A 12349-nucleotide genomic window follows, 5' to 3' on the forward strand; every position below is an offset into this window, starting at 1 on the left:
CTTTCTTTTCATTCCTGTAAAATTTGGGCGCTCCGCCTTGACAGAGGCGGCAGGGTGCCGTATCATCGAATCATCCCATTTCGTGCTGGAAGGAGAAGAAATATGGCTTATTGCAGAAAATGCGGCGCGCAGATCAGCGATTATGCGTCGGTTTGCCCCGAGTGCGGCGCCGCCCAGAACAGTGCCCCGGATACGCCGCCCGTGGTGGACAACGGCGGCTTTCTGTGGGGACTTCTGGGCTGCTGCATCCCCATTGTGGGCCTGATTTTGTTCCTGGTGTGGAAGGACACCAAGCCCCGCACCGCCAAGGCGGCGGGCATTGGCGCCCTGGTGTGCGTGATCGCCTATGTACTGCTGTACGTGGTGGCGGCTGTGGCGGGTGTCGGCTCGGCCTTGTTGTATGCCTCTTATTAAGCTGCGGCGCTGGCTGTGGCGGTGGCTGCCGATCATCTTCGGCTGCCACTGCCGGCCGGACCGCTCTTTTCATTTCCGGGACGGCACGCCCTTTCCCATCTGTGCCCGGTGCACCGGGGAGCTGGGAGGTATCTTGACGGCGGCCGCCACTTATTGGCTCGGCCACCCCACGGCTGCGGTGGCCGCTGTGCTGCTGATCCCCATGCTGGCGGACGGCTTTGCCCAGCTGTGCACGCCCTATGAGAGCGGCAATTACCGGCGGCTGGTGACGGGGCTCCTCTTCGGCTACGGGCTGACGGTTCTGCTGCTTCTCTCCCTGGGCTGGACCTACCGGTGGGGATTTGCCTTCGGGCTGCGCCTGCTGGGAAGGTAGCGGGAACCTTTTCACGGAAAATGCGCCGATCCATTTGAAAGGGAGGCGTTTTTGTGAGACGGGGACTGTGGGCGCTGGCCGCGCTGCTGTTGCTGACGGCTGCCTGCGCCGCCCCTGCGGAGCAGGGGCCGGAGGAAGCGCGGACGGTGTCGGAGGAAGCTGCGGAGTCCCCCGCGGGCCAGGACCGGGCCATCGCGGCCTATGAGGGGATCGTGACATCCTTCGGCGGGGCGTACCCGGCGGAGTTCGGAGACGCCTACCTGGAGGACAATTATCTCTGGGTATGCCTGACGGACGGCTCGGAGCAGATGCAGGAGAAGTACCTGGCCCTGTCGGGCGATCCGGAGATCCTGCGGTTCCGGAAAGTGGACTACGGCTGTAACGATCTGCGGGCCCTCCAGGACGCCATCGTGGACACGCCGGAGATCGTCTTTGCCAGCGTGGGCGTGGATGTGACGGAGAACCGGGTGGACGTGGGCATTCCGGACCTGGAGCAGGAGGAACAGACCATGGAGCGGATCCGGGAGCACCTGCCGCCGGAGCTGGCGGAGCGGTTTCCCGAGGAACTGCCCGTGCAGATCTCTCAGGAGGATTTTGCGACCGTTTCCTGATAAACAGACGTCCCCCGGCGGACTTTCCGACGGGGGACGCTTTGCGCTTACAGGTCCACCACCGTTACATCGTGGCCGGTGGCGGGCAGGAACTTGTGGAGCACGTCGGACGTTTTCAGCTTCAGACTGCTGGTGCAGATGCAGGGGTGGCAGGAAAACCACTCCGCCTCGTAGACCTCCCGCTCCATCAGGAGGCGCACCCGGTGGTCCGTGTCGTTCATGAGGCCCAGCACCGTGGCAGAGCCGGGGGTGCAGTGCAGCAGCTCCCACAGCTCCTCCTCCGGGGCGAAGGAGAGCCGGGCGGAGCCGATCTGGTGGCTGAGGTCCTTGGTGTGAAAGGGCTTGTCGGGACCCATAGCCAGAAGATAAAATTGGGTTTTCTGCCGGTTGCAGAGGAAGAGGTTCTTGCAGATGGGCATACCCAGCACGGCGCTGACGGCGGCGCACTTTTCCATGTTGTCGGCGGGCTCGCTGGAGACCCGGTCGTAGTCGATGCCAAGGCGCTCCAGGGCGTCGAAAGCGGCGGCCTCCTGGGGCAGCAGCTCCCCCTCGGGCCGGGTGTTGTGGTACAGCTGTGAGATCTCCATGTCTTTATTTGTCTCCTTCCAGCAGCTTTTCGCCGGCCCGATAGATGTCCCCGGCGCCCACGGTCAGCACCAGGTCCCCGGGCCGGACCACTTTCCGCAGTTCCGCCGCCGTCTTGTCCAGGGTAGAGCAGTACACGGAGCCGGGAATTTCCCGGCACAGGTCGGCGGAGGAGATGCCCAGGGTGTTCTGCTCCCGGGCGGCAAAGATCTCCGCCACGATGGCTACGTCCGCCAGCTTCAGCTCCTCCACGAACCGGTCGAAGAGCTTGGCGGTGCGGGAGTAGGTGTGGGGCTGGAAGGCCACCACCAGCCGCTTGTACTGGGACAGCTCCCGGCAGGTGGACAGCAGGGCGTGGAGCTCGTCAGGGTGGTGGGCGTAGTCGTCGTAAATATCGGCGCCGTTCCAGGTGCCCTTGAACTCGAACCGCCGTCCGGCGCCGGTGAAGGCGGCCAGACCCGCCTCCACGGCGCTGCCGGGCAGGCCCAGCACATACGCGGAGGCCGCCGCGGCCAGGGCGTTGAGGACGTTGTGGTGCCCGTGGACCCGCAGGGCGGCGTGGGCGTAAGTCTTGCCGCGGATCACGATGTCGAAGGCCGGGAAGCCGTCCTCCTCCCGGAGGTTCACGGCGGTGCAGTCCGCCGGATGGTCCAGGCCGAAGGTCAGCAGGCGGCGGTCCAGGCCCGCCACGGACTCCATGGCGGAGGCGTTGTCAACGTTGACCACCACGGCTCCGGCGGCGGGCACCAGCTCCGCGAAGGAGCGGAAGGAGTGCTGGATGTCCTGAAGGTCCTTGAAGAAGTCCAGGTGGTCCTCCTCCACGTTCAAGATCACGGCCACGGTGGGATAGAAGCTCAGAAAGCTGTTGCAGTACTCGCAGGACTCCAGGATGATGGTGTCCCCCTGGCCCACCCGGTATCCGGAACCCAGCAGGGGCAGCGTGCCGCCGATCATGACGGTGGGGTCCTGCTCCGCCGCCATGAAGATGTGGGTGCACATGGAGGTGGTGGTGGTCTTGCCGTGGGTGCCCGCCACGCACAGCGCGTTGGGGTAGCGGCGCATGATGGCGCCCCAGGCCTGGGCCCGCTCGTAGACGGGGATCTTCCGGGCGATGGCCCCGGCGATCTCGGGATTGCCGTCGTGGACGGCGGCGGTGCGGACCACGAAGTCGCAGTCCCCCAGGTTCTCGGCGCTGTGGCCGATGGACACGGGGATGCCCAGGGACCGCAGGTGCTGTACCGTGTCGCTCTCGGTCATGTCGGAGCCCTGGACCTCCAGGCCCATGCCCTTGAGCACCTCCGCCAGAGGGCACATGGAGACGCCGCCGATGCCCACCAGATGGGCCCGCTTACCGGGGACGATGTAGTCCCGGATGGGATGCGCATTGTTCATCATGGAAAAACTCCTTACTGTCCGCGGCGCGCCGGGCGCGTTGCAAACATGAAAAAATCATTGTATAATCGAAGAAAACCGGGCCGAGGGGGCAAAAAATGCAGTGTCCGGTCCGAACACATTATTATAGTACGGAGACTGCGGAAATGCAACCCGCAAAAAGGGCTGGGTACGGTTGGCGCAGATGCCGGCCTGGCGGATAGGGAGGCGGTCAGATGGCGGAGGCTGTGGTCGCGGTTTTGCTGGCGGTGGCTGTATACCTTTTCGTGTCGCTGACCATTGCTTTTATCCGCGCGCTGTTTTCTGACAGGAAACAGCGCAAAGAGAACTTTAAACATGCGTTTTTTGCGTTTTTCCCGGAGATATTGAACCCCTTTAACTGGTTCTGAAGAGGACCCTGCTTTCGCGGAGGAGCGGCGGGCACTCCGGCGCCCATCAAAGCCTGAGAGAAAGAGAGGCGGTGCGGACATGGTAAAGATCCCGGAACACGCGGCGCAGGTGCTGTCGGCCCTGGAGGGGGCGGGCTTTGGGGCTTGGTGCGTGGGCGGCTGCGTGCGGGACAGCCTCCTGGGCCGGACGCCCCAGGACTGGGACGTGACCACCGCCGCGGTGCCGGAGCGGGTCCTCGCCATCTTCGGGGACCGGGCTGTGCCCACGGGCCTGGCCCACGGCACCGTCACCGTCAGGACCGCCGGCGGAGTGGTGGAGGTAACTACCCTCCGCCGGGACGGGACCTACCGGGACCACCGGCGTCCCCAGTCCGTGACCTTCACCGGCTCTTTGGAGGAGGACCTGTGCCGCCGGGACTTCACCGTCAACGCCATGGCTCTGGACCTCCGGGGTGAACTGGCGGACCCCCTGGGCGGCCGGGCGGACCTGGACGCCGGGCTGCTGCGGTGCGTGGGGGAGCCGGACCGGCGGTTCCGGGAGGACGCGCTGCGGATCCTCCGGGGGGTGCGGTTCGCCGCGGCCCTGGGCTTTGCGGTGGAGCAGGAGACAGACCGGAGCCTCCGGGCCAACCGGGCCCTGCTGGCCTTGATCGCCCCGGAGCGGATCTGGGCCGAACTGAAAGGCCTTTTGACCGCCCCCGGTGCGGCGGAGGCCCTGCGGGCGTACCCGGAGGTCATCGGCGTGTTCTGGCCGGAGGTGCTGGACATGGTGGGCTTTCCCCAGCGCAACCGCCACCACTGCTACGACGTGTGGGAGCACACGCTCCACGCCCTGGCACAGGTGCCGCCGGAGCTGGAGCTGCGGCTGACCATGCTGCTCCACGACATCGGAAAGCCCGGTTGCTGCACCATTGACGCCTCCGGCTGCGGCCACTTCAAGGGCCACCCGGCCCGCTCCGCCGCCTTGGCGGAGGAGATGCTCCGCCGTCTCCGGACGGACAACGCCACCCGGGAGACAGTGGTCCGGCTGGTGGCGTGGCACGACCGGAATATCCCCCGGACCCGGCCCGGCGTGGCGTCGGCCCTGCGGCAGCTGGGGGAGACGGACCTGCGGCGGCTGCTGCGCATCAAGCGGGCGGACAACCTGGCCCAGGACCCGGCCTACCGGGCCATGCAGGAGCAGGTCGGAAGGGCGGAAGCCATCCTGGATCATCTGCTGGCCGAGGGAGCCTGCGTGTCCCTAGATCAGCTGGCGGTCCGGGGCGGAGACCTGCTGGCCCTGGGCCTCTCCGGCCCGGCGGTGGGGGAGACCCTGGAGGCGCTGCTGGACGCGGTGATCGAAGAGCGTCTTCCCAACGACCGCGCCGCCCAGCTGGAGTATGCCCGCCGCCGCTGCGGGAAAGTCCCAGGCGGAGAAAAATTGTAACTGAAATGAAGTTGACATAAAGCCGAACCGCCCTTACACTGTTGTCAAACGGTGAAAGGGCGGTGCTTTTTTTGAACGGAAAGCGGAACGTACAGCTGCTGGCAGCCCTGGCCGTCTGCGGCCTGCTGGCAGGGTGCGCCCCTGCGGGGACGACTTCAGACGCCCCGGCGGCGGAGCAGACAAAAGCGGAGCCCTGGCGGAGTGCATACAAGGCGTTCCTCACGGAGCTGTGCACTCAGGAGGCGGCGGTGCGGGATACAGACCGGCCGGACTACGACCCCAATGCCTACCCCGGCGAGGTGGGGGCTCTGAGCAGCGGCTATGTGCTCTACGACATTGACAAGGACGGCGTTCCGGAGCTGCTGGTCCGCTTCGGCAACTGCGAGGCGGCCGATCATACGCAGATCTACACCTTCCGGGATGGGGAAATGGCGCTGGCGGGGGACCTGCCCTCCGGCCACACCAGCTTCTATACCAGCCCCGGTGAGAACGCCATGGTATGGAACTGGGGCCACATGGGCGCACATTATGTGGAGGAGCTGCGTTTGGCGGACGGTACACTGGAACAGGAGACCGTGTTCGAAGAGACTCTGACAGACCCGGACGCGGAATATACGGACATGACGGACATCGTCCCCGGCAGCCGGTATCTCTGGGAGGCCCGTACCACCCTGGGACTTTGGATGCAGGAGGAGACGGGGACCGTCCCGGTGGAGCCCCTGACGCTGCCCATCGACGACTATGGCCGCCAGCGGACGGCGGAGACGGCCTCGGAGACGGCCCGGGCCGCGATCGAGGCGGTGTTGGCGGGGGAGCGGCCCCTGGTGGGCGTCAGCGCCGACGGCTTTGGCGGCGACACCGGGGAGATGGCCCTTGGGGACTACCTGGCCCCTGGCGGCGTGGACCCCTGGGTCGAGAGCCCGCAGACGCTCTCCCGGCTTACCTGGCTGGATGTGGACGGCGACGGCTGCACCGACTGTGTACTGGCCCTGACGGACGAGGCGGGCGCGCCGGACCAGTACGTGGTCCTGAGCCTCCAGGGGGAGACGGTTTACGCCTACTGCGTGAACTATTTTTCCGGCAGCCTGGGGACCGACGGCGTGTTCCGGGACGACTGGGGCAGCGCCTTTGCCCTGTCCTTCCGGGACAGGCAGTGCTATCTGTACACCCCGGAGACGGACACCCAGGCTCCTGAGGCGGGCTGGCAGGTATTTTGAAAAGGGCGCGGCGCCGGGATTTCTCCCGGCGCCGTGTTTTATATAGTTGTGGGTTGTCTCACACGATCTCCAGCAGTTCCCGCAAGTCGGAGATCTCGTAGTCGATCCGCAGATCCTCCGGCCGGGACTTTCCGCCGGGGTTGAACCAGCAGCACTGGAGCCCGGCGTTGTTGGCGCCCCGGATGTCCGTAGCCAGGGAGTCCCCGATCACCAGGCTGTTCTCCGCCGTCAGGTCCGGCAGGCACCGGCGGACATAGTCGTAGTAGGCGGCGCTGGGCTTAGAGGCCCCGGCGTCCTCGGAGATGAAGGCGTCGGTGATATAGCGGGAAAAGACGCTGCCCTTCAGGCGGCTGCGCTGAACGGAGGCCACGGCGTTGGTGACGATGTACAGCCGGTGGCCCCGCTGGGCCAGGGTCCGGCAGACCTCCTCCGCGTGGGGCAGGGGGTAGACGCCCTCCCCCAGGGCGGAGAGATAGTCGGCGTTGCACCGGGCCGGGTCCTCGGCAGAGCCCAGGGCCCGGAGAAAGCGGACGTACCGCTCCAGCGTCACGAACTCCTTGGTGACTTCCCCTCGGTCGAAGGCGGTCCACAGCTCCAGGTTGATCTCGTGATAGATCTGATAGACCTCCGGCGTGTCGGGGATGCCGTGCCGGGCACACATGATGGAGAAGGCCCGGGCGGAGGCCCGGGGAAAATCAAATAAGGTGTCGTCGGCGTCGAAGAGCAGGTAGGGATACTTCATGGCTGGGTGTCCTTTCGGGGTGATTTGTCAAGTTTATCCTACCACAATGATCCGCGCCTGGCAATCACCTCCGCGGCCCTCCCGCCATAACATGGTGCGAGGGGGAATGCCGGATGAACAAGACCTTTGGAGTGATCGGCGGAGACCGGCGGCAGGCGGAGCTGGTGCGGCTGCTGGAAGCGGACGGACATACCGTTTTTACTTATGGCGTCGGCGGCGCCGGCACGGGGCCGGAGGCCCTGGACCGGGCCGTGTCGGCGGAGACGGTGATCCTGCCCCTGCCGCTGTGCCGGGGGGACGGGGTCCTCAACTGTGAGGACGCGCCCATGCCCACCGCGGACCTGTTCCGGCGGTTCCGCCGGGGACAGCTGCTGCTGGCCGGGCAGGTGAAGCCTCAGCAGCGGCGGGAGGCGGAGGAGCGGGGGCTCCGGCTGGAGGACTACTTCCTCCGGGAGGAGCTGACCGTGGCCAACGCCGCCGCCACGGCAGAGGCCGCCGTCCAGGTGTCCATGGAGCGATTGGACCGGACGCTGCTGGGCTTGGACTGCCTGGTGCTGGGGTTCGGCCGCATCGGAAAGCTCCTGAGCCACCGGCTCCACGGCCTGGGCGCCCATGTGACTGCCACCGCCCGCAGGCCCGGGGACCTGGCCTGGATTCGGGCCTACGGCTGGCGGGCCCTGGAGACCGGGGACCTGGATGGCCGTCTGGAGGCTTTCGGCGCGGTGTTCAACACGGTCCCCTCCCCGGTCCTGGACGGACCGCTGCTGCGTCAGCTGCCCGGGGACTGCCTGTGCGTGGATCTGGCCTCGGTCCCGGGGATCGACCAGACCGCCGCGGCGGCCCTGGGGCTGCCATGGGTGTGGGCCCGCTCCCTGCCGGGACGGCTGGTGCCCCGCACCGCGGCGGCGGTCATCCGGGACGCGGTCTATTACATGATGGAAGAACGAGGTGACTCAGTGTGAGAAAAGAACGGGTCGGATTTGCGCTGTGCGGTTCCTTCTGCACCCACGCCCAGGTCCTGGAGGCCCTGGAGCAGATGACGGAACTCTATGAGACGGTGATCCCCATCGCCTCGGAGCTGACCGCCTTCACCGACACCCGCTTCGGCACCTCCGACGCCCTGATGGAGCGCCTGGAGGATCTGACGGGGCAGGAGGTCCTGTGCGACATCCCCGCTGTGGAGCCCATCGGCCCCAAGGGGCTGCTGGATGTGCTGGTGATCGCGCCGGCCACCGGCAACACCATTGCCAAGCTGGCGGCGGGCATCACCGACACCGCCGTCACCATGGCGGCCAAGGCCCACCTGCGCAACGGCCGGCCGGTGGTGATCGCCATGGCCAGCAACGACGGTCTGGCGGCCGGAGCCCGGAACATCGGGGAGCTGCTGGTGCGCAAGAACTACTACTTCGTGCCCTTCGGCCAGGACAATGCCCAGGCGAAGCCCAGCTCTCTGGTGGCGGACTTTTCCAAGATCCCGGAGACGGTGGATGCCGCCCTCCGGGGCGAGCAGATCCAGCCGGTGCTGCTGCGGTGAGAGAAGCGGGAGGGAGGTCCCTCCCGCTTTTTACGTCCGTCTGCGATTGTCAGAATTGTATATGGAAATAGAGGACCATTTGTGGTATCATAACGAAAAACGTTTCTGCCGGGAAAATGGCGGGGACTGAGGAAAGGAACAAAGCCGACATGAGCGAGTACGTGATCCTGACGGAGTCCTCCTGTGATCTGTCGCCGGAACTGGTGACCGAAGCGGATGTGGAGGTGCTGCCCCTGTCCTTTACCATTGACGGGAAGAACTACCCCCACTATCCCGATGCCCGTGCCTATCCGATCAAAGACTTCTATCAGAGAATGCGGGAGGGGGCTGTGGCCGTCACTGCCGCTGCCAACGTGGTGGAGCTGACCGAGGGGATGGAAAAGCATCTGCGCCAGGGCCGGGACGTGCTGTTTTTGTGCTTTTCCTCCGGCCTCTCCAGCACCCGGGACGCCTGCGCCATCGCGGCGGAGGACCTGCGGGAGCGGTATCCGGACCGGAAGATCTACACGGTGGATACCCTGGCCGCCTCCGGTGGGCAGGGCCTGCTGGTGCTGCTGGCGGGGCGGAAGCGGAAGGCCGGCGCCGCGATCGAGGAGGTCCGGGACTTCGCCGAGGAGACCAAACTCCACGTGGGCCACTGGTTCACCGTGGACGATCTGGTGTACCTGAAGCGGGGCGGCCGGGTGTCCTCCGCAGCGGCCGTGGTGGGCACCATGCTCAACATCAAGCCGGTGCTCCATGTGGACAATGAGGGCCACCTGATCCCCATGGAGAAGGTCCGGGGCCGCAAGGCAGCCGTCCAGGCCCTGTTCCGCCATATGCAGGAGACCGCCCTGCCGGATCAGGAGACGGTCCTTATCAACCACGCGGACTGCCTGCCGGAGGCCCAGGCCCTGGCGGACCAGATCCGCGCGGCCTTCCATCCGAGAGAGGTGCTGATCGCCGACCTGGGCCCCATCATCGGCGCCCACACTGGTCCGGGCCTTGTGACGCTGTTCTTCCTGGCGGAGCACCGTTGAAACCGCAGTTGTACCGGCGGCATTTCCTGTGGAGAAATGCCGCCGGTTTTTCCACATATTTGGGGCTTCCGGTTAAAATGACGAAAGACCGGTGTAAAATCCGTGCAAATCAATAAGTAAAACTAATGATAGATATAATAGACATTAGCGCATGACAGCGAGGAAAACCAAAATGTGGAAAAAATAGATCGGACCTCGAAAAATATCCACAAACAGGGAAAAAGAGGGTTGACTTTTCCGTAGGCCTTTGGTATTCTAACAAAGCTGTCCGGCACGAGTGATACGGAGCGCAACACTGGAAAACAAAAAAATCCGAAAAAAGTGTTGACAAGCCACGAACTTTGTGGTACAGTATTTCTCACCCGCCGGGAGCGGCGTGCACCTTGTAAATTAAACAACGTAACGAAAAGAAAGCACCAGACGGACGCTTCTTTTGTGAGAGATCACGGAAGAAGAACCAAAGAAGCCGAAGGACCGGGTTGAGTCAATTACCGGTCGCGGAGGCAAAAGATGAAGCTATGGAAAATAGCTCTATGAAAGATTAGCTCGAGCTACGGCTCGTGTTGATACCATTTTATAGAGAGTTTGATCCTGGCTCAGGACGAACGCTGGCGGCGTGCTTAACACATGCAAGTCGAACGGAGCACCCCTGATCGAGGTTTCGGCCAAGTGAAGGGAATGCTTAGTGGCGGACTGGTGAGTAACGCGTGAGGAACCTGCCTTCCAGAGGGGGACAACAGTTGGAAACGACTGCTAATACCGCATGACGCATGACCGGGGCATCCCGGACATGCCAAAGATTTATCGCTGGAAGATGGCCTCGCGTCTGATTAGCTAGTAGGCGGGGTAACGGCCCACCTAGGCGACGATCAGTAGCCGGACTGAGAGGTTGACCGGCCACATTGGGACTGAGATACGGCCCAGACTCCTACGGGAGGCAGCAGTGGGGAATATTGGGCAATGGACGCAAGTCTGACCCAGCAACGCCGCGTGAAGGAAGAAGGCTTTCGGGTTGTAAACTTCTTTTGTCAGGGAACAGTAGAAGAGGGTACCTGACGAATAAGCCACGGCTAACTACGTGCCAGCAGCCGCGGTAATACGTAGGTGGCAAGCGTTGTCCGGATTTACTGGGTGTAAAGGGCGTGTAGCCGGGCTGATAAGTCAGATGTGAAATCTGGAGGCTCAACCTCCAAACTGCATTTGAAACTGTCGGTCTTGAGTATCGGAGAGGTAACCGGAATTCCTAGTGTAGCGGTGAAATGCGTAGATATTAGGAAGAACACCAGTGGCGAAGGCGGGTTACTGGACGACAACTGACGGTGAGGCGCGAAAGCGTGGGGAGCAAACAGGATTAGATACCCTGGTAGTCCACGCTGTAAACGATCAATACTAGGTGTGCGGGGACTGACCCCCTGCGTGCCGCAGTTAACACAATAAGTATTGCACCTGGGGAGTACGATCGCAAGGTTGAAACTCAAAGGAATTGACGGGGGCCCGCACAAGCGGTGGATTATGTGGTTTAATTCGAAGCAACGCGAAGAACCTTACCAGGGCTTGACATCCTGCTAACGAAGTAGAGATACATCAGGTGCCCTTCGGGGAAAGCAGAGACAGGTGGTGCATGGTTGTCGTCAGCTCGTGTCGTGAGATGTTGGGTTAAGTCCCGCAACGAGCGCAACCCCTATTGTTAGTTGCTACGCAAGAGCACTCTAGCGAGACTGCCGTTGACAAAACGGAGGAAGGTGGGGACGACGTCAAATCATCATGCCCCTTATGTCCTGGGCTACACACGTAATACAATGGCGGTCAACAGAGGGAGGCAAAGCCGCGAGGCAGAGCGAACCCCTAAAAGCCGTCCCAGTTCGGATCGCAGGCTGCAACCCGCCTGCGTGAAGTCGGAATCGCTAGTAATCGCGGATCAGCATGCCGCGGTGAATACGTTCCCGGGCCTTGTACACACCGCCCGTCACACCATGAGAGTCGGGAACACCCGAAGTCCGTAGCCTAACCGCAAGGGGGGCGCGGCCGAAGGTGGGTTCGATAATTGGGGTGAAGTCGTAACAAGGTAGCCGTATCGGAAGGTGCGGCTGGATCACCTCCTTTCTAAGGAGACCTCGATCAGTGAGATATCTGGTCGTAACATCCTGGTCAGACGTCTGGGGACGAAGTAGTTACGTTGTTTAATTTAGAGGGTACACGCCCTAGGGGATACGAGGGGATATAGCTCAGCTGGGAGAGCGCCTGCCTTGCAAGCAGGAGGTCGCCGGTTCGATCCCGACTATCTCCACCATACTTTCTTTTGAAAAAGAAAGTAGGCAAAGAAAACTTTAAAGAGGCGCTTTCGGCAGATCGGAAGATCTGAGAGAGACGGGCCCGTAGCTCAGCTGGCTAGAGCGTACGACTGATAATCGTAAGGTCGGTGGTTCGAGCCCACTCGGGCCCACCAGAAGACGGCATTTGCTGTCGGATCTCAAAGCCCAAGGGATTGGACTTTGAGATCTGGCTTCAAACGAGGCTGGAAAGCTGCACCTTGAAAACTGAACAATGTGACATGTATGAAGTAAGGCAACAGAGAGGTTGCTGCGTCAAAAGACGCGGCAAGCAAATTTTAATTGTGGAACACATCTGAAAAGATGAGGGTAACGAT

The 12349-nt window shown here is 63.1% G+C and carries 12 protein-coding genes, 2 tRNA genes and 1 rRNA gene; 12 read left to right on the top strand and 3 right to left on the bottom strand.

Annotated elements, in window-relative coordinates; all coding sequences use genetic code 11:
* The first annotated feature begins 102 nt into the window (after positions 1-102).
* Genes KFE19_15155 through KFE19_15165 form a run of 3 tightly spaced genes read left to right on the top strand, consistent with a single transcriptional unit; the run spans position 103 to position 1398 of the window.
* A complete protein-coding gene (locus tag KFE19_15155) occupies positions 103-414 on the top strand; it encodes a zinc ribbon domain-containing protein (GenBank protein QUO37679.1) in 312 nt (103 codons plus the stop codon).
* Positions 401-787, top strand: a complete 387-nt coding sequence (locus tag KFE19_15160; protein ID QUO37680.1) for a DUF2085 domain-containing protein — start codon at positions 401-403, stop codon at positions 785-787. Before KFE19_15155 ends, KFE19_15160 begins: the two co-directional genes overlap by 14 nt.
* A gap of 53 nt (positions 788-840) precedes the next feature.
* The gene (locus KFE19_15165; protein QUO37681.1) at positions 841-1398 is read left to right on the top strand and encodes a hypothetical protein; all 558 of its coding nucleotides are present in this window, start codon (positions 841-843) and stop codon (positions 1396-1398) included.
* A 47-nt stretch (positions 1399-1445) separates the two neighbouring features.
* On the opposite strand, the gene KFE19_15170 is transcribed toward KFE19_15165, so the two are convergent.
* Together KFE19_15170 and murC are read right to left on the bottom strand one after the other, a co-directional pair.
* Positions 1446-1985: a prolyl-tRNA synthetase associated domain-containing protein gene (locus tag KFE19_15170; GenBank protein QUO37682.1), complete on the bottom strand. Its 540-nt coding sequence runs from the start codon at positions 1983-1985 to the stop codon at positions 1446-1448.
* A gap of 4 nt (positions 1986-1989) precedes the next feature.
* Complete coding sequence (gene murC, locus KFE19_15175) at positions 1990-3378, bottom strand: UDP-N-acetylmuramate--L-alanine ligase (GenBank protein QUO37683.1); 1389 nt, start codon at positions 3376-3378, stop codon at positions 1990-1992.
* A 212-nt stretch (positions 3379-3590) separates the two neighbouring features.
* On the opposite strand from murC, the gene KFE19_15180 reads away from it, so the two are divergent.
* The 3 genes from KFE19_15180 (at position 3591) to KFE19_15190 (ending at position 6407) form a co-directional block, all read left to right on the top strand.
* The gene (locus KFE19_15180) at positions 3591-3764 is read left to right on the top strand and encodes a hypothetical protein (GenBank protein QUO37684.1); all 174 of its coding nucleotides are present in this window, start codon (positions 3591-3593) and stop codon (positions 3762-3764) included.
* Positions 3765-3843: 79 nt separating this feature from the next.
* Positions 3844-5190 carry an HD domain-containing protein gene (locus KFE19_15185; protein QUO37685.1) on the top strand — a complete coding sequence of 449 codons (1347 nt, stop codon included), beginning with the start codon at positions 3844-3846 and terminating at the stop codon, positions 5188-5190.
* 71 nt (positions 5191-5261) lie between these two features.
* Positions 5262-6407 (top strand): hypothetical protein, encoded by a 1146-nt coding sequence (locus tag KFE19_15190; GenBank protein QUO37686.1) that lies wholly within the window; start codon positions 5262-5264, stop codon positions 6405-6407.
* A gap of 58 nt (positions 6408-6465) precedes the next feature.
* On the opposite strand, the gene KFE19_15195 is transcribed toward KFE19_15190, so the two are convergent.
* Positions 6466-7149 carry a YjjG family noncanonical pyrimidine nucleotidase gene (locus tag KFE19_15195; GenBank protein ID QUO37687.1) on the bottom strand — a complete coding sequence of 228 codons (684 nt, stop codon included), beginning with the start codon at positions 7147-7149 and terminating at the stop codon, positions 6466-6468.
* A gap of 113 nt (positions 7150-7262) precedes the next feature.
* Here KFE19_15195 and KFE19_15200 point away from each other — a divergent pair, with 113 nt between their 5' ends.
* From KFE19_15200 to KFE19_15225, 6 genes are all read left to right on the top strand, one after another.
* Positions 7263-8111 (top strand): dipicolinate synthase, encoded by an 849-nt coding sequence (locus KFE19_15200; GenBank protein ID QUO37688.1) that lies wholly within the window; start codon positions 7263-7265, stop codon positions 8109-8111.
* Positions 8108-8683 carry a dipicolinate synthase subunit B gene (locus KFE19_15205; GenBank protein QUO37689.1) on the top strand — a complete coding sequence of 192 codons (576 nt, stop codon included), beginning with the start codon at positions 8108-8110 and terminating at the stop codon, positions 8681-8683. Before KFE19_15200 ends, KFE19_15205 begins: the two co-directional genes overlap by 4 nt.
* 149 nt (positions 8684-8832) lie before the next feature.
* Positions 8833-9702, top strand: a complete 870-nt coding sequence (locus KFE19_15210) for a DegV family protein (GenBank protein ID QUO37690.1) — start codon at positions 8833-8835, stop codon at positions 9700-9702.
* Between the two features lie 573 nt (positions 9703-10275).
* Positions 10276-11805, top strand: a 16S ribosomal RNA gene (locus KFE19_15215).
* Between the two features lie 111 nt (positions 11806-11916).
* Positions 11917-11992 (top strand) — tRNA-Ala (locus tag KFE19_15220).
* A gap of 79 nt (positions 11993-12071) precedes the next feature.
* Positions 12072-12148, top strand: a tRNA-Ile gene (locus KFE19_15225).
* The last annotated feature ends 201 nt before the right edge of the window (positions 12149-12349 follow it).

Source organism: Dysosmobacter sp. Marseille-Q4140, assembly GCA_018228705.1.
Classification (GTDB): domain Bacteria; phylum Bacillota; class Clostridia; order Oscillospirales; family Oscillospiraceae; genus Oscillibacter.

Excerpts from the sequence above, each read along its gene's own strand:
- KFE19_15155 (QUO37679.1), top strand. The coding sequence starts at position 103 with ATGGCTTATTGCAGAAAATGCGGCGCGCAGATCAGCGATTATGCGTCG.
- KFE19_15160 (QUO37680.1), top strand. The coding sequence starts at position 401 with ATGCCTCTTATTAAGCTGCGGCGCTGGCTGTGGCGGTGGCTGCCGATC.
- KFE19_15170 (QUO37682.1), bottom strand. The coding sequence starts at position 1,985 with ATGGAGATCTCACAGCTGTACCACAACACCCGGCCCGAGGGGGAGCTG.
- murC (QUO37683.1), bottom strand. The coding sequence starts at position 3,378 with ATGATGAACAATGCGCATCCCATCCGGGACTACATCGTCCCCGGTAAG.
- KFE19_15180 (QUO37684.1), top strand. The coding sequence starts at position 3,591 with ATGGCGGAGGCTGTGGTCGCGGTTTTGCTGGCGGTGGCTGTATACCTT.
- KFE19_15185 (QUO37685.1), top strand. The coding sequence starts at position 3,844 with ATGGTAAAGATCCCGGAACACGCGGCGCAGGTGCTGTCGGCCCTGGAG.
- KFE19_15195 (QUO37687.1), bottom strand. The coding sequence starts at position 7,149 with ATGAAGTATCCCTACCTGCTCTTCGACGCCGACGACACCTTATTTGAT.
- KFE19_15200 (QUO37688.1), top strand. The coding sequence starts at position 7,263 with ATGAACAAGACCTTTGGAGTGATCGGCGGAGACCGGCGGCAGGCGGAG.
- KFE19_15210 (QUO37690.1), top strand. The coding sequence starts at position 8,833 with ATGAGCGAGTACGTGATCCTGACGGAGTCCTCCTGTGATCTGTCGCCG.